Origin of the sequence: Streptomyces virginiae (assembly GCF_000720455.1) — a bacterium.
Lineage (GTDB): Bacteria > Actinomycetota > Actinomycetes > Streptomycetales > Streptomycetaceae > Streptomyces > Streptomyces virginiae.
Genome location: NZ_JOAK01000040.1, coordinates 33,302 through 53,021, shown reverse-complemented (window position 1 = coordinate 53,021; position 19,720 = coordinate 33,302). Strand labels below are relative to the sequence as shown.

Here is a 19,720-nt window from a genome sequence, read left to right as displayed (position 1 = left end):
TGGTGTCACTGGCAATTGCGGGCTTCGCGGCTCATCCGTCCCCTACGGCACACCCTCTGGGACCCCGCGCCGCCCACGGCTTGGGGAGGAGTGGTCCTGGCGTTGCAGTCCTTACAGATACGCCGCATACGAGCACTGCGCGGAACGACCTCCGTGAGGTCGGGGACAGACCGGGCCCAGTCCTTCCTGATCGTGGCCACCCTGCTCTACCGGGGCAGCCACCTCACGGTCGCCGTCATGGCCGTCGCCCACCGCCCGTGGCACCCGCCCCTGCAACACCTGGGCCTCGCCGCGGCCCTGGGGCTCAGCGCGCTGACCTACGGCACGGCCCTGCGCCGGGGCCGGTTCGACCGTCGGCACATCTGGGCCGACATCCTCGTCACCGGATGCGTCCTGCCCCTTGCCCTGTGCGCCTGGGGAGGCGTGCGCGAACCGCCCACCATCGCCTGGGCGATGCTGCTCGGCGGATCGGCCACCGCCACCGCCGCCATCGCCCTCGACCGCCTCCACGCCCTCGTCGTGGTGGCGCTCCTCGTACTGACCCACTTCATCGGCTACCAGGCCGTGGACGCGACCCCCGCCGTCGTCGTCGGTCACCTCAACTCGCTGGTGTCGTCCGCCGTGATGACCTACGCATTCCGCTGGTACCTGCTCCGCCAGGGCCGGCTCCTCGACGAGGCCAACGCCCGCGCGCTGGCCGCGGAGGCGCACAAGGCGCGCTACGCCGAACGCCTCGAACACCACCGTGCCCTGCACGACACCGTCCTCGCCACCCTGACCACCCTGGCGGCCGGCACCGTCGACGCCAACGCCCCCGAGGTGCGGCAGCGGTGCGCCCGCGAGGCCGCCTACCTGCGCCGCCTGATCCAGCAGACGGCCGAGGAGACGCCCCACCGGGAGATCGGCGCCGCCCTGGAGGAGGCCGTCGGATCCGTGGAGAGCCTCGGACTGCGGGTCACCGCCCAGTACCACGCCCTGCCGCAGGTACCCCCCGAAGCCGCCGCCGCGCTGGGGCACGCCGTACGGGAAGCCCTCAACAACGTCCGGCGCCACGCCGGCACCGGCCACGCCTACCTCACCGCCACCGCGGACCCGGACGGCGGCGGCGGAGCCGTCGTCACCGTGGTCGACCGCGGCCCGGGATTCGACCCCGCCCGGTGCGAGCCCGGCCTCGGCCTGCGCGGCTCGGTCCACGGCAGGATGACCGAGGCGGGGGGCCGGGCGACCGTGGACACCGCCCCCGGCGAGGGCGTACGGGTGGAGCTGAGATGGCCCGGGTGATCACGGTCGCGGTGGTCGACGACGACCGGATGCTCCGCGACGGACTGCGGGCCTGGCTCGACGGCGTACCCGACCTGCGGCTCGTCGCGACCGCCGCCACCGTCGCGGAACTCCTCGCGGACCCCGGCCGGTACGGCGACCCGCAGCGCGCCCCGGCCGACGTCGTCCTCCTCGACCTCGTCCTGAGGGACGGCTCGGACCCCGCCGACAACATCCGCAGGCTGCTGCGCACCGGGAGCCGCGTCCTCATGATCAGCACGGTGCCGGACCGCTCCCGGATCATCGAGGCGATCCGGGCCGGCGCCGACGGGTACCTGACCAAGGACCACGACCTGCCGACCCTGGTCTGCGCCGTCAAGGACCTGGCGGAGGGCCGGGGCGCCCATTCCATGGAACTCGCCTTCGCCTGCGCCTACGACGACAGCCCCGCCCGCCCCCGGCTCTCGCCCCGGGAACGGCAGATCCTGCTCGACTACGCGTCCGGCATGACCCTCAAGTCCGCGGCCCGGCGCGCCGGCATCACCGTCCACACGGCCAAGGACTACCTGGACCGCGTCAAGGCCAAGTACCAGCAGGCGGGACGCCCCACCTACACCAAGCTCGACCTCGCCCTGCGGGTACGGGAGGACAGCCTCGACGGGGGCTGACCCCCGGCGCAAGCCCCCCAAACGGACGGCTTCAGGGGGCACCCCCGCCCCTCGTACAGTCGTCCCGGCGGTGCCTCGGACGGCCCGCCGGGAAGGGGACGAGCCGGTGACCGCACTCTGGTCGGGAGGGCCGGCAGGGCCGGCCGAGGACCGCACCGCCACGGGCCACGTCTGCGGCCCGCACCGGGGGCGGGGCCGTCTCGTCGGGCGTACGGCCGAGATGGGACGGATCGCGGCGGCACTGGCCGCCGCCCGGTCCGGGCGGGGCGGAGCCCTGTTCGTCACCGGCGAGCCCGGCGTCGGCAAGACCCGGCTCGCCACCGAGGCCCTCGCCGAGGCCGCCGCGGCGGACATGGTCACCGTACGCGGGCGGGCCAGCACCGTCGGCCCGCCCGTCCCCTACCGGCCGCTCGTCGAGGCACTGCTCCTGCTCGCCCGCGCCGGACTGCTGCCCGATCCGGAGGAACTGGGCGGCTACGGCCCCGTCATGGCCCGTCTGCTGAGCGACACCCCGGGCACGACGCAGGCTCCGGGCACGGCGGACGCTCCGGGCACCGTGCACCGCGGCCCGTCGCCCCTCACCGTCGCCGAAACGATGCTCCGCCTGCTCGCCGCCGTCGGACGCCGGCGGGGCTGCCTGCTCGTCCTCGACGACCTGCACGACGCCGACCCCGGCACCCTGGCCGCCGTCGAGTACCTCCTCGACAACATCGGGCACCAGCCGGCCGTCCTCCTGCTCGTCGCGGGGCACACCCCCCGCGCGGCGGCCGAACTGGCCCTGCGCGCCCGCCAGCGGGAAGCGGCCGAATCCCTCGACCTGACCCCGCTGACCCACCCCGACGTACGCCTCCTCGTCGCGGCCGAGCTGGGCGCCGCACCGGAGGAGGTCTGCCCCGAACTCCTGCACCGCGCGCTGACCGGCAGCGCCGGCATCCCGTTCGTCGTCAAGGAACTCGTCCACGACCATGCCGGCCGCCCCACCCACCACGGCGGCCGGACCCCGTCCGTACCACCCACCGTCGCCGACGACGTCAGACGCCGGACCGCATCGCTCGGGCCGCTCGGCCTGCGGTTCCTGGGCGCGGCCGCCCTGTTCGGCCGGCGCTTCCCGCTGCCGGTACTGGAACACGCGATGGGCGTCGACCACACGGCCCTGTCCGAGGTCCTGCGCGCCGCCCTCGACTCGTCCCTGATCACACCGGACGGGCCGGGCACCCACTGGTACGCCTTCCGCTACCCGCTGGCGGCCGAGGCGCTCCTCGACGACCTCGGCCCGGGCGAACGCGCCCGGCACGCGCGGAGCGCGGCGCGCGCACTGGCCCACCTCCACCCGGGACTGCCCGGAGCCTGGCGCGCACACGCCGCCCGGCTGCACGAACACGCCGGCGAAGCCCGGGAAGCCGTACGCCTGTACTGCGAAGCGGCGCGGTGGGCGACGGAGGAGACCACCCCGGAACAGGCTCCGGACGAGGCCCTGGACCTGCTCACCCGGGCCCACCGCCTCCTCGAACCCGGCACCGCGGCTCCCGAACTGCACGCCACGGTGCTGGAAATGCTCCTGGACGCCGTCGCCCGCACGGCCCGCCTCGACCGGTTACCGGCGCCGCCCGCCGTCGACCAGGGCATTCCCGCCGCGCGTCGGGCCGGGATCCACGCCCGGCTCAGCGCCATCGCCACCCTGACCGGCCGCCCCGCCGAAGCCCTGCGCCACCTCGACACCGCCCGCTCGCTGCTCCCCGGCCGTCCCGCCGACGGCCACAGCGCCCTCGTGGACCTCGCGGCCGCCCACGCCGAGCTGGGCAGGCCCGCCCCCGACCGGCTCCACACCGCCGCCCGGCTCGCCCGCCGGGCCGTGGGCGCCGCCCGCGCCGGCGACCAGCCGGACGCCGCGTGCGGAGCCCTGCTGCTGCTCGGACAACTGGCCCGGCAGCACGACGAGTCCGCGGCCGCGGCCCACTTCGAGCGGGCCCGCGCGATCGCCCTCGCCCACCGGCTCCCCGTACCGCGCACGGCGGCCGACGTACAGCTGGCCATCACCGCGGCCGGAGAGGACGAGCGGCCGACCCGCCTGGAGCAGGCCCGGCAGGAGGCCCGGCGCAGGGGACTGCTGCCACCGGCGCACGAGGCCGGTTTCGCCCTCGCACTGGAGCGCGTCCGGCGGTGCGCCTTCGACGAGGCCCGCGACGAAATCACCGAGGGCACGGCCGAAGCGTCCGGCCTGGGACTGGACCGGCACCTCGCCCTGTTCCGGCTCGCCGACGCCGTGCGCTACGCCCACCAGGGACGCCGCGCCGAGATGAGCGGGGCGCTGGAGCGACTGGAGCCGCTCCTGGACGCCGCGCCCGGCTTGCGCGCCATGTCCTACGGGCTGGCCCGGGCCTTCTGCTCGCTGCTGGAGGAACGGCACGACGCCGCGGAACAGGAGCTCGCGCGAGCGCTCGCCTACGACAACGAGAACCCGGCCACCGGCGACTTCGGCCGGCACGGCATCGTCGTACTCCTCGGCGTACTGGCCGGACGCATGGGCCGCCGGCACTGCGCCGGCCCCGCGGACGCCGGCGCCGGCGGCACCCGCTGGAACCGCCAGTTCGCCGGCCTCGCCCACGCCGTGCTGCTCGGCCGTGAAGGCCACCGCGAGCAGGCGACGGCCGCCGCGGACGAGGCGCTGGCGGCGGCCGCCCCGTACCCCATGGCCCGCCGCCTGTGCCTGAGGCTGGTGGCCCGGCCGGCGTACGAGGACGGCTGGGGCGCGCCGGTCGAGTGGCTGCGCGAGGCCGAGGAGCACTTCCACGCCGCCGGCCACCACCAGGTCGCCGCCGCCGGCCGGGCCCTGCTGCGCGGGATGGGCGCGTCCGTCCGGCAGCGGCGCACGGGCACCGAGCAGGTGCCGCCGCACCTGCGCAGGTCCGGCATCACCGTCCGCGAGTTCGAGGTGGCCCGGCTGGTCGCGGAACGGATCAGCAACAGGGACATCGCCGGCCGTCTGCACATCTCGCCGCGCACCGTCGAGAAGCACGTGGCGAGCGTCCTGCAGAAGACCGGCCACCCGAACCGCGGGGCCTTCGCCACCGCCGCCCGCGACCTCGTCCCCCGCGTGCCGGCCTAGGGGGTGTCTTGCCGGTCAGGCCGGGCTCGCGGCGGGTGGTGCCGCGCCTCGCCGCGTTGTCGTCGGTCGCCGATGCTCCGCATCGGCTCCCTTCTCCGCCTTGCACACGCACCGGACCCCGCCGCGGCGCTTGCCTGCCGAGAATCCGGGCAAATCGTCCTGAGTCGAGTCGGTCCGAGCCTGCCGCTCAGGGCTCGGTCACCTTGTGAAACAACCTTTAGGGCGGCCCCACCTCGTCGAGGAGGAAGTCGGCCGTGCCACCGGAGTTGACGCGGTGCAGCACCCGCAACACGCCCGCCGAACCGGTCAGGTAGTCGGTGGAGCAGCGCAGCAGGTCCTCACCGGGCACCCCCAGCAGGGGCCGCCCGTCGGGGTCGCGCACACCGAAGCGTTCGGCGGGCTCGAAGAGGAAGACCTGCCTGACGAAGTCGAGCTGCCGCAGCGCCGTCGCGCGGTACGAGGGGTCGCCGGTGAACTCCGCCGCGTCCAGCAGCGCGTCGGCGACCCCCGAAAGCCCGCGGGCGTACCCCGGGCGCGCCGAATACCGCAGGTCCAGGCCGCGCAGGACGGTGCGGGCCGAGGCCAGGTCACCGTAGCGCAGCAGTACCTTCGCCAAGCCCGCCGAACCCGCCTCGACGGACGGGTCCGGGCTCCCCGCGGCGCCGGCCGTCGAGGCGCGGGCGGTCTCCCCGGCCAGTGCCTCCCGCCCGAGCCCCAGGTACTGCTCCTCGCCCGAGATCTGGTGCATCCGCAGCAGGAACATCGCCACTCCGGCCGGCCCGGAGCCCAGCCCGGTCAGCGGGCTCCGCGCGCGGGACCCGGCCGGCCAGTACGCGTGGCCGCCGTCGCGCCGGGCCGCGTCGTACAGCGCACGGGCGCAGTGCTGGGCGGCGGCCAGGTCGCACGGGTCGCGGCCGCGCAGGAAGAAGTGCAGGTTCGTCATGCCCACCCCGGCCAGGCCGTGATGGAAGGTGGGGTCGCCCTGCGCCACCACGCGCCGGTTGGCCCGGTCGAGCAGTTCCCTGGCCTCGGTCCCCAGCCCGAGCGCGTCGGCCGCCCAGGCGATGCCGGCCAGGCCGTTCATGAGGCCGTCCGGGTAGTGCGCCGGGTCGATCCCCGCCAGCGCGGTGCGCAGCCGGTCGAGCCACTGGGGCCGGACGGGCACGCCGCAGGAGTGCAGTGCCCACAGCACGCCGCTCGCCCCGGTTCCGAGGCTCAGCGGGTTGGTGACGTGCGCGAACGGGTCCACGGGGAAGAGCGTGTCCCGGCGGGTGTCGGCGGCGGCCTCGACGAACGCCGCCACCGCGGCCTGCGCGGCGCCCGGATCCGGTGGCGCTTCGACGACGGGTCGCGGCGGCGCCGCCCCGACCGCACCGAGCAGCTCCCTCTCGTCCTCCAGGGCGTCGATCAGGGCGCTGAGGCCGAGCCGGCCCCGGGCCAGGTCCGTGAGCAGCCGGTGCAGCCGCTCCGGCCAGCGCAGGCCCTCCGTGACGGGCTTCCGGTACAGCTCCAGGACGTCCTCGCGCAGGGACGACATCGCCGTGATCGGGAGGACGAGGTCCGCCATGGCGTACGCCAGGGCCGAGCGGTCCCCGGCCTCGCCGCCCCCGGAGCCGGTCCCGGTCCCGCTCCCCGTCCCTCCTCCCGGCCCGGTCAGCCGGCCGGACCGCAGGCCGACGAGGCGTACCCCGAGGGTGTCCGGGTCGACGAGGACGTCCGAGGCGGTGAAGCCGCCGAGGACCACGCCGCGGTCGTGCGCCGCCCGCACCGCGCGGGCCACCCCCCGGAAGACGGTGAGGAAGGTCCGCAGGTACTCCCGCGACCGCTCGACGTCGAAGCCCGGGCGCGCGAGCGGGTCGAGCCGGCGCAGCAGCGGTTCGAGTCCGACACCTTCGACGAACTCCGCGACGACGTAGTGGTGTTCGCCGTGCTGGAACTTCGCGACGGGAGCCGGGAAGGAGCCGGAGGCGGCCAGCAGGTTCAGGAACATCCACTCGCGTCCCAGGAGCTCCACGGCGTCGGCGTGGCCGGCCTCCTTGAGCAGCACCTTCCGGTCGCCGTGCGCGGTGTCCTCGGCCGTGTGGACGCCTCCGCCGCAGGAGGACCGGATCGTTCCGGTCAGCCGGAAGCGGCCCCCGGGCAGGCCGTCCCCCGCGTCCTCGTCGGCCGGCTTCCAGTCGTCGAACGGCCAGGGCGCCGGGGCGCCCGGCAGCGGGCGCCCGAGGACGTCGACGGCGCGGGCACCGGGGAACGGCCCGTGGCGGAAGTACAGCGCCTTGCTGTCCCGGTAGCGCACGGCCGACGGGACGCAGGGGCCCTCCACCCCCTCCAGCAGACGGGCCAGACCGGCCAGGCAGGTCCTGAACTCCCCGTCGTCGTGCGGGTAGACGGTGGCGAGCGCGCCGCCCCCCGGGAAGGCGGACCCGGACCGGAGCACGGCGAGGACGGTGGGATCGAGAGCGATCTCGAAGTCGGTGGCGCGGGCCGTCAGGTGCCGGATCACGCGGGCGGCGACCTCGTGCGCCTCGCGCAGGCCCGCGGAGACGTGGATCTGCCAGCCCCGCTCCGGCGGGGCCGGGTCGTGGCGGTGGCTCCAATGGATGCCGCTGCGGACGAACCGGGCCCGTGTCTCCGCGTCGAACCCGGTGAGGAAGTGGTCCGGGTCCGGCTCGTGGAAGACGTCGAGCGGGTCAAAGAACAGTGTGTCGTTCCAGGTGAAGAGGGAGCGGTGGACCCGTCTTTCGTTGCGCATCTGAGCTGTCAGCCTCTGTGATCGTCCGCGGGGCCGCCGCCGGGAGCAACCGGTGGGAACGACGGGATCCGGGCCGGGGCACGGGGGAGCGCCCCCGCCCGGATCCGTCGGGTCAGTTCGGGTATCCCGGGCCGCGCTGCGTCCTGCGGGCCTCCGTGTGATGGGGCTTGAGTACGCTCACCCGGTTCACCTCCTAGAAAGGTCGAATGCGCGGGACGCGCGGCTGAAGTCGGACTGGCGCCGGCCGATCGGCACCCCCGAGTCAACGCCGTCCGCGCTCCCGGCACATGCGCGTCGGCCCCGCACTTTCCCCGGCCGGGCCACCCGTCGGGGCACCGGCCGGTAGGCCTCCGAATGGTGGTGGTCCACCCCCTTCCGCCCCCACCCGAGTTGCGGTACGGCCGGTTCCCCCGGGGGCGGCCCGGCGACGGGGCCGCCGGGCCGGCTTCCCCGTCGGGCGGGGGCAGGGGGCACTCGATAGAATTCCAGCTGAGGAAGGGGGCGCCTGATGGGCGCGGACCTGAGCCAGTACACGGGCCGGCCCTCCGGGCTGGTCGGGCAACAGATCGCCGGATACAAGATCGAGCGCATGATCGGCCGAGGTGGCATGGCCGTCGTCTACTGCGCCAAGGACCTGCGCCTGGACCGCACGGTCGCGATCAAGCTGATCGCCCCCGAGCGGGCCCGCGACGACACCTTCCGGCGCCGTTTCACCCACGAGTCGAGGGTGGCCGCCTCGATCGAGCACCCGCACATCGTGCCGATCTTCGAGGCCGGCGAGACCGACGGCGTCCTCTACATCGCCATGCGCTACGTACCCGGGCTGGACCTGCGGGGCCTGCTGGACCGGGAGGGCCCGCTCCCCGTCCCGACCGCCCTGCGGATCGCCGCGCAGGTGGCGTCCGCCCTCGACGCCGCACACGACCACGACCTGGTGCACCGGGACGTCAAACCCGGAAACATCCTGGTCGCGGCGGGGACCGACCGGGACCACCCGGAGCACATCTACCTCACGGACTTCGGCCTGACGAAGAAGTCGCTGTCACTGAGCGGGTTCACCACCGCGGGGGAGTTCGTCGGCACGCTCGACTACATGGCGCCCGAGCAGATCTCCGGACGGCCGGTGGACGGCCGGTGCGACCTCTACAGCCTGGCCTGCGTCGTCTACGAGACCCTCGCGGGCGGGCCGCCCTTCGTGCGCGAGGAGGACGCGGCCCTGCTGTGGGCGCACCAGTACGACGCGCCGCCTCCCCTGACCGAGCGCAGGCCGGACGTCGCCCCCGCCGCCGACGAGGTCCTCGCCAAGGCCCTGGCCAAGGTCCCCGAGGACCGGTACGGATCCTGCCTGGAGTTCGTGGCGGCCCTGCGGGCCGCCGCCGAGAACGGCCCCCGGCCGGACGAGAAGCCCCGGCGCAGCACGGAGGTGGTGGCCGCACCGCCCCCTGAGCCCCCGGAGTGGGCCCTGCCCGTCTTCCGCGGCCCGGCCGGCACCCCCTAGGGAGGGTCCCGCACCCCCGCTAGAACTCGAGCAGCGACTGCTCGGCCCAGATCGTCTTGCCGACGGGGGCGTGCCGGGTGCCCCAGCGCTGGGCCAGCTGCGCCACCAGCAGCAGACCGCGCCCGCCCTCGTCGAAGGTCCGGGCCCGCCGCATGTGCGGGGCCGTGCTGCTCGCGTCGGACACCTCGCAGATCAGGGTGTCCTTCTCGTGGATCAGCCGTAGCTGGATGGGCGGCTCGCCGTACCGGATGGCGTTGGTGACCAGCTCGCTGACCAGGAGTTCGGTGACGAAGGAGGCATCCTCCAGCCCCCACGCCGTCAGCTGGTCCGTGGTCTGCCGGCGGGCCTGGGAGACGTCGGAGGGGTCGGAGGTCAGGTCCCACACCACGACCTTGTCGGCGTGCAGGGCCCGCGTCCGAGCCACGAGCAGGGCCACGTCGTCATCGGGCCGGTGGGTCAGCAGGGCCGTCAGCACGCGGTCGCAGACCGTGTCCAGTGTGGACGCGGGCTGCGCGAGCGCGCCGAACATCGTGTCCAGTGCCTCGTCGATGTCCCGCTCGCGGGGCTGGAGCAGCCCGTCCGTGTACAGGGTCAGCAAGCTCCCCTCGGGAAGGTCGACGTCCAGCGTCTCGAAGGGCAGGCCACCCAGGCCCAGCGGCGGGCCGGCCGGCACGTCCAGGAGGTACACCGAACCCTCCGGGGAGACCACCGCCGGCGGCGGGTGACCGGCCCGGGCGAGCGTGCAGTGCCGGGTGACCGGGTCGTAGACCACGTACAGGCACGTCGTGCCGATGCCGCCGGCGCTCTCGTCGACGGCCTCCCGGCCGCCCTCGTCGGCGGACAGGTGGATGATCAGGTCGTCGAGGTGGGTGAGCAGCTCGTCGGGCGGCAGGTCGACGTCGGCCAGCGTGCGGACGGCGGTGCGCAGCCGGCCCATCGTCGCGGAGGCGCGGATGCCGTGGCCGACGACGTCGCCCACGACCAGGGCCACCCGCGCACCGGAGAGCGGGATCACGTCGAACCAGTCGCCGCCCACACCCGCCTCGGTGCCGGCCGGAAGGTAGCGCGAGGCCGTCTCCAGCGCGGGGTGGTCGGGCAGTGTCTGCGGGAGCAGACTGCGCTGGAGCGTCATGGTGCTGGTGTGCTCCCGCGTGGACCGGTGCGCCGTGTGGATGCTCGTGGCCGCCTTGCCCGCGAGTTCCTCGGCGAGCGTCAGGTCCTCCGGCAGGAAGGGCTCCCGGCTGCCGCGGCGGCCGAAGACGGCCACGCCGAGACCGACGCCGTCGGCGTGCATCGGCACCACCAGCATCGAATGGGCCCCGTGCGCACCGAGCCAGGCGGCCGCCGGGTCGCGCGCCATCCACTCGGCGACCGCGGGGGCGGTCGCCGCGTACACGGCACCATGACCCGAGGCCAGACATTCGGCGGGCGGCGACAGCGGCGCGTAGACAGCCGTCTCACCGACCGCGACCCGCCCCTCGGAACTGCCTTCGACGGCCGACCGCACCGCCGTTCGGCACACGGTGACCGGACCCGACGCCGGGCCGGAGGAGTGGCCGTTGCCGCGCGGCAGTGGGTCGAGCAGGTCGACGACCGCGAAGTCGGCGAGCCGGGGGACCGCCACGTCGGCGAGTTCCTGCGCGGTACGGGTGCTGTCCCCGGTCGTCCCGATGCGCGCGCCGGCGGGGTCCGGAACGACCATCTGCTGCGTCTCGACCTCGGCCCCGGTCCGGTCGTGCGCGGCGAGGCACACGGCGCGCACGACACCGTCCCGGTCGCGCAGCGGGGCCACCGACGTCGCCCAGCCGTGCTCCGCGCCGACCCCCGTGGCGCGGACGAAGGCCTCCATGTGCTGCGGCTCGCCGGACTCCAGCGCCAGGCGCATCCTGTGCTCGGTCTCCTCGCTCACCGGGTCCGGGGCGATCTCCGGCAGACGCAGCCCGAGCATCTCGGATTCCGTGAGGGACAGCGTGCGCTCCATGCCCGCGTTCGCCCGTACCAGCCGCAGATCGGCGTCGAACACCGCCAGAAAGCAGGGGGACTGGGAGAACGACCACTCGTGCAGCGGATCGCCCCACGAGGAGCCGTCACCGCCCCGCCCGCCCGCCACCGCGGACACCACGTACCACTTGGTGCTCCCGCCGGTGGACGTCCAGCGGTGCGCGAGCAGCCCCTGCTCCAGGCGGCTGCCGTCCCGGTGGCGCAGCGCCACGGTGCCGCTCCACCGCTCCTGCTCGGGAGGGATCCGGCGCGCCTCGTCCCCGACGGGATCGGCCAGCAGGAACTCGGCGGACCGCCCCACCACCTCGGCGGGCGCGTAACCGAGCAGGCGAGTGGCGCCTTCGCCCCACTCGGTCACGATGCCCTGCTCGTCGACGGCGGCCGTCGCCGTGTACGCGCGCTGCTGGGGGGCATCGGTCTGCTCCGGCCGCTCACCGGGAGGGGTGGGAAGTTGCTCCATCGCCGCTCATCTCGCCCTCGGTAGATCCGTCACCGCTGTCCCACGGGACCTGCACGGCCAGGGGCCCCACTGACAAGCATCATCCGCCGGGGCAAGGAGCACCAACGCAACTCTGCCGGGAGGGGTGCCCGGCCGGCCGGTGCGCCAGCACGAGGGCGAGGACGGTGTCGTCCGCCCGCCACACCATCGCGCGGCGCCGTCCGCCGAGCAGGGGCGGCCGGAGGCCGAGGAGTACGACGCCGCGCGCAGCCGCGCCGAAGACGGAGCGCCGGTCCGCCTTGACCGCGGCCTCCTTCAGCGCCCAGGCGGCGACCTCGGCCCCGGCACCGGCCGCGGCGACCAGGGACAGCTCCCCGGGGGACAGGACGTGGTCCGCGACGCGGCGTACCGCGGCCGCCGAGGCGGTCTCGCACAGGTCCACCCCGACCGGATCCGGCGCGAGGGCCGCCGCGACGTGCCGGGCGGTGTGGCTGATCGACACGTGCACCGCCGGCATCGGGACGCCGCCGACCACGACGCGCGGGCTGCCGTCGTCGCACGGGAGGACCTCCACCTCGCCCGGCGGCACGGACAGCGCCTCCCCCACCAGACGCTTGGCGAGCAGCCTGCCCCGCGTCCACTCGGCCCGCCGCCACGCCGGCAGCACCTCCAGCACCCGCCGCTCCGCCCCCGAGAGCGGCGGCGGCCGGTACGGGCCGGAGCGCCGGGCCACCAGGAGGGCCGCTCCGCCCCACCGGTGGACCCGGCCCGGCGCGAGCGCCGGGAAACCGGGCCGCACGGCGCTCTCCCCGGTCATGCGGCACGCACCGCGTCGAGCCCGCTCAGCTCCTGGGCGAGTGCAGCCACGGTGTGCCGGATCTGCCCGGAGGTGTGGTCACGGGTGACGAAGAAGCGCAGCCGGGCCATTTCCTCCGGCACGGCCGGGTGGAGGATCGGGTTGACGCTGATGCCCCGCCGGAACAGCGACTCCGCCAGGCGCAGCGCCTTCGGCGAGTCCCCGACGATGCACGGTACGACCGGTGTGCCGTGGCTGTCCCCGGTGGCGACGCCCGCCTCGCGCGCCAGGCGGACGAAGAGCGCGGCGTTCTCCGCCAGCCGGGCCACCCGCTCCGGCTCGTCGCGCAGCAGCCGCAGGGAGGCCAGGCACGCCGCCGTGTCGGCCGGGGTCATGCCCGCGCTGTAGACGAATCCCGGAGCGGTGTAGCGCAGGTACTCGACGACCGGACGGTTCGCCGCGACGTAGCCGCCGCAGCCGGCGAGGGCCTTGGACAGCGTGCCCGACCACAGGTCGACGGCCCGGCGGTCGATGCCGAAGTGCTCGCCGACGCCGGCTCCGCTCGCACCGGTCGTTCCGAGGCTGTGCGCCTCGTCGACCATCAGCAGGGCGCCGTGCCGCCGCTTGACCTCGACGAGGGCGGGCAGGTCGGCGATGTCGCCGTCCATGCTGTAGACGCCCTCGATGACGACGAGGACCCGCCGGTACTGGTGGCGGACCTGGTGCAGGAGGGCGTCGAGGGCGGCGGCGTCGTTGTGGGGGAACGGCCGCCGGGTCGCGCCCGACAGCCTGCAGCCCTGGAGGATGCTGTCGTGGGCGAGCGAGTCGTGGACGACGAGGTCGCCCGGCCCGAGGAGGTGGCCGATCACGGTGACGTTGGTGGCGTGCCCGTTGGCCAGGGTGACCGAGGCCTCGCACCCGAGCAGGCCGGCGAGCTCGGCTTCGAGTTCCAGGTGGAGCGGGCGGCTGCCGGACAGCAGCCGGCTGGCGGACACCGAGGTGCCGTAGGTCTCGATCGCCTCCCTGGCGGCCTCGATGACCCGGGGGTGAGTGGCCATTCCCAGGTAGTTGTAGCCGGAGAAGGACAGGAGCTTGCGGCCGTCGACGACGGTCGTGTCCGTCAGACCGCCCTCGTGCACGACGAAGTACGGGTTGGACAGGCCGGTGCCGGAGAGCGCGCCGACGCGTTCGCCGTGGGCGGTGACCTCCGGGAAGCGGTCGATGCGCGTGTGCTCCTCGGACGGCGCGGCGGGCTCGGGGACGGGCTCGGGTGCCGGCTCGGGGACGGGCTCCGGGGCGGCCGGCCCCGGCGGTACGCCGCCTGCGGCGCGCTGCTCGGGGACGGCCCCCGGCGCGGGGTCCCCGGTGACCCCCGCGACGGCCGCCGCGACACCCCCGACGGTCGGCCGGTCCGCGGCCCCTTCGTCGAAGGTCCACAGCGGCCACTGCCGCTTCAGGGCGGTGAACAGGTCGGTCAGCATCAGGGAGTCGAAGCCGAGGTCGTCGACCAGCAGCTGTTCGTGGTGCAAGTGGCCCACCGGGAAGGCGCTGATCCGGGCTATGTGCGCGAAAACGGCCTCCGTGACCGCGCCCACGTCCCCGGCCGGTGCGGGCCCGGCGACGGGCACCGCCGGCTCGGCGCGGGACACCGCCGGCTCCGTGTCGGGCTCCGCGGGCCCTGCGGCCTCCGGCCCGGGGTGCGGCGGGACGGACCCGGCTGCGCCGACGCGGGACATGAGGTCCACCTGCCGCCGGACCATCTGCCGCAGATCGTCCATGGGGTGGAGCACCGGGTCCGCCGGTGCCTCCTTCGACGGGGCCCCCCGCCCGGCCCAGTAGGACTGCGCGGCGAGCCTCGCCACCGGCAGGTCCACCAGCCTGCGGTCTTCCGCCGGGACCAGGACGCGCGGGTCGACGGGCACGCCCAGGACGGAGAGCCGGGCGAGGGCCCGGACGAAGCCGCGTCCGCCGTCCGGTTCCGTGCCGCTCGCGGCGACGACGTGCACGTCGGCCCGGTCGACGAGGTTGCGGCGGACCGGGTCGAGGAGCGAGCCGCCACCGCTGACCTGGAGGAACAGGCGCGCCCCCGCGTCGTACGAGGCGCGGACGGCATCGTCGAACCGCACCGGGACGGAGGCGTGCCGCGCCCACAGCTCGCGCAGCTCCTCGGGGTCGGCGCACAGCTCCGCGTTCACGGACGACACGAACGGCAGGACCGGGGCGCTCAGGCGGCGACCGGCCAGGTCCGCGCGCACGGCCTCCTCGGCGCAGGCGAGGCGCGGGGAGTGGAAGGCGTTGGAGACGTCCAGCTCCACGGTGACGACGCCCGCTTCGGCACAGGCCCGCCGGAGGGCGGCCAGGCCCTGCCGCGTACCGCTGACCACGACCTGCCGCGGCTGGTTGAAGCAGGCCGGCCACACGTCGTCGATGCCGACGATCAGCTGCCGGCAGGTCTCCTTGTCGGTCTGTACGGCGACCATCCCGCCCCGCAGACCGCTCTCCGCCCGCCGGAGGGCCTCGCCCCGGCGCACCAGCAGCCGGACGGTCTCCTCCCCGCCGAGCGCTCCGGCCGCCGCGGCCGCGGCGAACTCCCCCGCGCTGTGGCCGAGCGCCAGGTCCGGGGCGACACCGCAGTCGGCGAGCAGCCGGGTGGCGGCGATCTGGACGGTGCCGAGCAGCGGCTGGCACACCTCGGTGCCGGCGAGCCGCCGCCTGAGCTCCTCGTCGTCGCCGCCGTACAGCAGCCCGGCGAGGTCGAGGTCAGCGTCGCCGCGGGCCACGGAACCGAGGGCGTCGAACGCGGCCCGGAAGCCGGCGAACCCCTCGTACAGGTCCCGCATCATTCCCGGACGCTGGCTGCCCTGACCGGGGAAGACGAAGGCGATACGGCGCCGCGCGGCCGGCAGGGGGGCGTCCGCCGCGAAGGCACCCTCGCCGAGGTCACCGCGGGCGCCGTCGGCGAGCCGAGCGCGGCCGCGCGTCAGCCGCCGGGCGAACTCGTCCGTGTCGGAGGCCACGATCGCGAGCCGGGCCTTCAGCGGCGCGCGCCCGCCCAGGGTGTGCGCCAGCGCTCCGACCGGCGTGCGGGGAGCGCGTTCCAGCGCGTCCAGTACGTCGCCGATGTGCAGGTCGAGCAGTTCGGCGTCGCCGGCCGAGAGCAGGAGGACCTGCGGTGCGCCGCCCGCGCCGCCCGCGGTCACGGTGGTGCTCGCACCGGCCGCGGGGGAGGGAGCCGGGGCGGTCGCCGGGGAGGGCGCCGCCTCCAGCACCACGTGGACGTTCGTACCGCCGAAACCGAAGGAGCTGACCGCGGCCCGCCGCGGACCGCCCGTACGGGGCCAGGGCCGCGCGGTGTCGGCGAACCGCAGGCCCGCGGCGGAGATGCCCAGGTCGGGATGGGGGGTGGTGCCCGGCTGCGGCACGATCGTGCGGTGGTGGACGACCAGAGCCGTCTTGATCAGCCCCGCCATGCCCGCGGCGGCCAGGGAGTGCCCGATGAGGGCCTTGCCCGCGCCGAGGTAGCACAGCGAGGGGTCGTCGTCGGGCCACTCGGTGCGCAGCCGGCGCAGCGCCTCGACCTCGGCGCGGTCGCCGGACCGGGTGGCGGTGCCGTGGGCCTCCAGGAAGTTCACGGAGGACGGGGGGACGCCGGCGTCGTCGTAGGCCCGGCGCAGCGCGCGCAGCTGGCCCTCCGGGGCGGGAGCCAGCGGGCCCGGTGAGGCGCCGTCGTTGGCCGAGCCGACGCCCTTGATCACGGCGTAGACGCGGTCGCCGGAGGCGAGCGCGTCCACGAGGGGCCGGATGACGACGGCGCCGGCGCCCTCGCCGAGCACGAAGCCGTCGGCCTCCTCGTCGAACGGGCGGCACGTCCCGGAGGCGGACAGCGCGCGCAGCGTGGAGAAGCCGATCAGGCTGTCGGGGGTCAGGTTGACGTATACGCCGCCGACGACGGCGATCCGGCAGCCGCCCTGGCGCAGCTGGGCGACTGCCTGGTCGAGGGCCACCAGGGAACCGGAGCAGGCGGCGTCGACGGCGAAGCTGGGACCGCCGAGGTCGAACTGCCGGCTGACGGTGCCGGCCGCCATGTTGAGCAGGCTCCCGGGCAGGCTGAAGGGCTGCACGGTGCCGAGGCGTCCGGCGTGCTCCCTGACCGCTTCGAGGACGCCGTCGTCGTCGGCCGCGGACCGCCGCGCCTGGTCGGCCAGGGCGATGGCCCGGATGGGGGCCGTCATGACGTCCTTGTAGTCGGACACCGACATCGCGCAGAAGACCCCGGTGTTCTCCCGGTCGAAGTCGCCCCGGCCCAGCCCCGCGTCGTCGAGGGCCTCACGGGTGACGTCGAGCATCAGCCGGTGTTGTGGGTCCATGGCCCGGGCGCGGGCGGGAGGCACCCCGTAGTGCAGGGCGTCGAAGCGGTCCACGTCGTCGAGGAAGGAGACCTGGTCGGTGTAGGCGGCATGGGGGGCCGACGGGTTGCCGGGCTCGTGGAAGGGGTCGTGGTTCCAGCGTTCCGCCGGAACCGCGGAGAACTGCCGTTCTCCGCTCATCAGCAGCTTCCAGTAGGCGCGGACGTCGCGGGCTCCGGGAAAGCGGCAGCCGAGTCCGACGATGGCGATGTCGTTCATGACGGGTCTTCCTTGTCGTGGTGCCCGGGTCGGACGACAGCCGGGTTGGTGGGGACGGTGGGACAGGTGGGGCAACTGAGGACGGGGACCGTGACCGGGACCGGGGTCGGAACCGCGGCCGGGGAAGGCGGCGGTGCGGGCCGGGGCCGGCACACGGCGCACTCCGGGAGGCGCGCGGTGGGTTTCGGGCGCTGCGGCGGCGGACGGGTCGCCGGGCACGGCACCCCGCGCCGCAGCGGCCACGGCGCCCACCAGTTCAGGGCGCCCGCCAGGCGCATCAGCGCCGGAACGAGGACGCCCCGTACGAGCGTGGCGTCGAGGAGGACGCCCAGGCCCGCGCCGATCCCGAAGAACTGCAGGAGCGAGACCCGGGAGGTGCCGAAGCCGAACAGGGTGAAGGCGAGCAGCGCGCCGGCCGTCGTGACGATGCCGCCGGTGCGGCCGATGCCCGAGACGATGGCGGTGGCGTCGTCCTGCCCGGCGTCGTGCGCCTCCTTGACGCGTGCGAGGACGAACACCTCGTAGTCGACCGACAGCCCGAAGACGATGCAGAACAGCAGCACCGGCATGGTGGTGCTGAGCGGTCCGGGGGTGAAACCGAGCAGGTGGTGCAGATGCCCCGCCTGGAAGATCCACGTCATGGCTCCGAGGACCGCCGCGAGGCTCAGGGCGTTCAGCGCGATGGCCTTCAGCGGCAGCAGCAGACTGCGGGTGAAGGCGAGCAGCAGCACGAAGGTGGTCGCGGTGATCAGGGAGAGGGCGAGCGGGATCCGGTCTCCCACCGTGGCCTTGGCGTCGACCAGCACCGCGCTCGGCCCGCCGACCAGGACGTCGGTGCCGGCCGGGCCGGGGGTGGCCCGGACGTCGCGCACGAGCTGCTGGGCGGCGCGCGACTGCGGGTCGACCAGCGGTACCACCGACAGCCGGGCGGGGCCGGCGACGACGTCGGCGGGCCGGACCCCGGCGGACCGGGCGGAGCCGGGGAGCGGGGCGGGCGATCCGCCCCGGAAGGTGCCCTCGGGCGTCACGACCTGCGCGACCTGCGGCAGCGCGGACAGCCGACGGGCGTGGTCCTCCCGCGCCCACTGGGTCGCCGCACCGGTGGTGACGACGGTGAGCGCGCCCGCCCCCTTCATGTCGAACGCGTCGCGCACCAGGTCACCGGTCTGACGGCCGGCCGAAGCCGTCGGCAGCGCCCGGTCGTCGGGAGTGGCGAACCCGGCGTGGGCGAACGGCCCGGCGAGCAGTGCCAGCAGCCCGATCACCGGCAGCGCCGCCAGCAGCGGGCGGCGTACGACGATCCGCGCCAGCCCCTCCCAGAACCGCGAGCGCGACCCGGAGTGGACCCTGCGGCGCCAGGGCACCGCCCAGGCGTTCACCCGCTTGCCGAGCAGCGCGAGCAGGGCGGGCAGCACGGTCACGGCGCTCACCGCGGCGATCACCACGACGGCGATGCCCGCGTAGGCGAAGGAGCGCAGGAAGTACGGCGGGAACACCAGCAGGGTGGCGAGCGCTGCGGAGACGGTCGCGGCGCTGAAGGCGATGGTGTGGCCGGCGGTGCGCACGGTCCGTACGGCGGCGGTGCGCGGCTCGTACCCGGCGGCGAGTTCCTCCCGGAACCGGGAGACGACCAGCAGCCCGTAGTCGATGCCCAGGCCCAGGCCGAGCGCCGTGGTGAGGTTCAGCGCGAAGACGGACACGTCGGTGACGCTGCCGAGGACCCTGAGGGCCAGCAGGGTCCCGACGATGGCGAGAACGCCGATGAGCAGGGGCAGGGCGGCGGCCACGACACTGCCGAACACCAGGACCAGCAGGATCAGCGTGCCGGGCAGGACGACGGCTTCGGCCCGCTTCAGGTCGGACTCGGAGAGGTGCTGGAGCTCGGTGTCGACGAGCGCGGGCCCTCCGACCCGCACCGTCAGCGGCGCCGTCGTCGTCCCGCCGGCGTCGGCCGGGGTGGTCAGTTCCCCCCTCAGCCGCTCGACGTGGGCGCCGAGCCGGTCCCCCTCGCCGTCCACGTGCGCGACCAGCATGGCCGCGCGCCCGTCCCGGCTGCGCAGCTCCGCCGCACCGGCGGTCCAGTACGAGGTCACCGCGTTCACGTGCGGTTCGGCGGCGAGACGCCTGGTCAGGGCTTCGCCCGCGCTGCGGGCCGCCGGGTCGTCGACGGTGCCGCCGCGGGTCTGCGCGACGACGACCAGGTTGGGGGAGGCTCCGGAATGCCGGGCGGCGACCACCGCGGCGCGGCTGGACTCGGACCGCGGATCGTCGTACCCCTGCGTCTTGAGCAGGCCGGTCGCCCCCGCGCCGAACACGGCGGACAGCAGGAGGAACACGAGCGCGGCGAGGAGGACCAGTCGGGGACGACGGGTCACGAAGCCCCCTGCACGACGGAACATCGCGGGCCTCCGTTCCGGATGGTGTTTCGCTCCTGCATTTCCGCAGGACGGTCGATTGCCACCCTGCCCGGGGCGGGGGAAAGGCCGTAGTCCCGGCCATTCGTTACTTGACAGAAGGTGAAAACACCGGGAAAGGAGGTTCGCCGGAGTGCTGCCGGGCTCGCCCGCGGGCGTCA

At 75.1% G+C, this 19,720-nt stretch carries 9 protein-coding genes; 4 read left to right on the top strand and 5 right to left on the bottom strand.

The genetic code is table 11. The features are described from left to right. The first annotated feature begins 153 nt into the window (after positions 1–153). From IG86_RS0134785 to IG86_RS0134775, 3 genes are all read left to right on the top strand, one after another. Positions 154–1,281, top strand: coding sequence for a sensor histidine kinase (locus IG86_RS0134785; RefSeq protein ID WP_030832245.1), 1,128 nt, complete (start codon positions 154–156; stop codon positions 1,279–1,281). Then, complete coding sequence (locus tag IG86_RS0134780) at positions 1,269–1,928, top strand: response regulator (RefSeq protein WP_030832242.1); 660 nt, start codon at positions 1,269–1,271, stop codon at positions 1,926–1,928. The genes IG86_RS0134785 and IG86_RS0134780 overlap by 13 nt, the downstream gene beginning before the upstream one ends. A gap of 106 nt (positions 1,929–2,034) precedes the next feature. After that, positions 2,035–5,034 (top strand): helix-turn-helix transcriptional regulator, encoded by a 3,000-nt coding sequence (locus IG86_RS0134775; RefSeq protein WP_051785570.1) that lies wholly within the window; start codon positions 2,035–2,037, stop codon positions 5,032–5,034. 217 nt (positions 5,035–5,251) lie between these two features. Here the strand turns inward: IG86_RS0134775 and IG86_RS0134770 are convergent, their stop codons facing one another. Next, a complete protein-coding gene (locus IG86_RS0134770) occupies positions 5,252–7,786 on the bottom strand; it encodes a protein kinase/lanthionine synthetase C family protein (protein WP_030832234.1) in 2,535 nt (844 codons plus the stop codon). Between the two features lie 508 nt (positions 7,787–8,294). On the opposite strand from IG86_RS0134770, the gene IG86_RS0134765 reads away from it, so the two are divergent. Next, positions 8,295–9,284, top strand: coding sequence for a serine/threonine-protein kinase (locus IG86_RS0134765; RefSeq protein WP_030832232.1), 990 nt, complete (start codon positions 8,295–8,297; stop codon positions 9,282–9,284). Between the two features lie 19 nt (positions 9,285–9,303). Here the strand turns inward: IG86_RS0134765 and IG86_RS0134760 are convergent, their stop codons facing one another. From IG86_RS0134760 to IG86_RS0134745, 4 genes are all read right to left on the bottom strand, one after another. Next, the gene (locus IG86_RS0134760; RefSeq protein ID WP_030832229.1) at positions 9,304–11,745 is read right to left on the bottom strand and encodes a SpoIIE family protein phosphatase; all 2,442 of its coding nucleotides are present in this window, start codon (positions 11,743–11,745) and stop codon (positions 9,304–9,306) included. A gap of 79 nt (positions 11,746–11,824) precedes the next feature. Beyond that, complete coding sequence (locus IG86_RS40350) at positions 11,825–12,541, bottom strand: 4'-phosphopantetheinyl transferase family protein (RefSeq protein ID WP_030832227.1); 717 nt, start codon at positions 12,539–12,541, stop codon at positions 11,825–11,827. Next, positions 12,538–17,145: a type I polyketide synthase gene (locus tag IG86_RS0134750; protein WP_030902243.1), complete on the bottom strand. Its 4,608-nt coding sequence runs from the start codon at positions 17,143–17,145 to the stop codon at positions 12,538–12,540. Before IG86_RS0134750 ends, IG86_RS40350 begins: the two co-directional genes overlap by 4 nt. Beyond that, on the bottom strand, positions 17,142–19,520 hold the full coding sequence (locus IG86_RS0134745; RefSeq protein WP_244306232.1) for an MMPL family transporter: 2,379 nt from the start codon (positions 19,518–19,520) through the stop codon (positions 17,142–17,144). The genes IG86_RS0134750 and IG86_RS0134745 overlap by 4 nt, the downstream gene beginning before the upstream one ends. Positions 19,521–19,720: the final 200 nt, after the last annotated feature.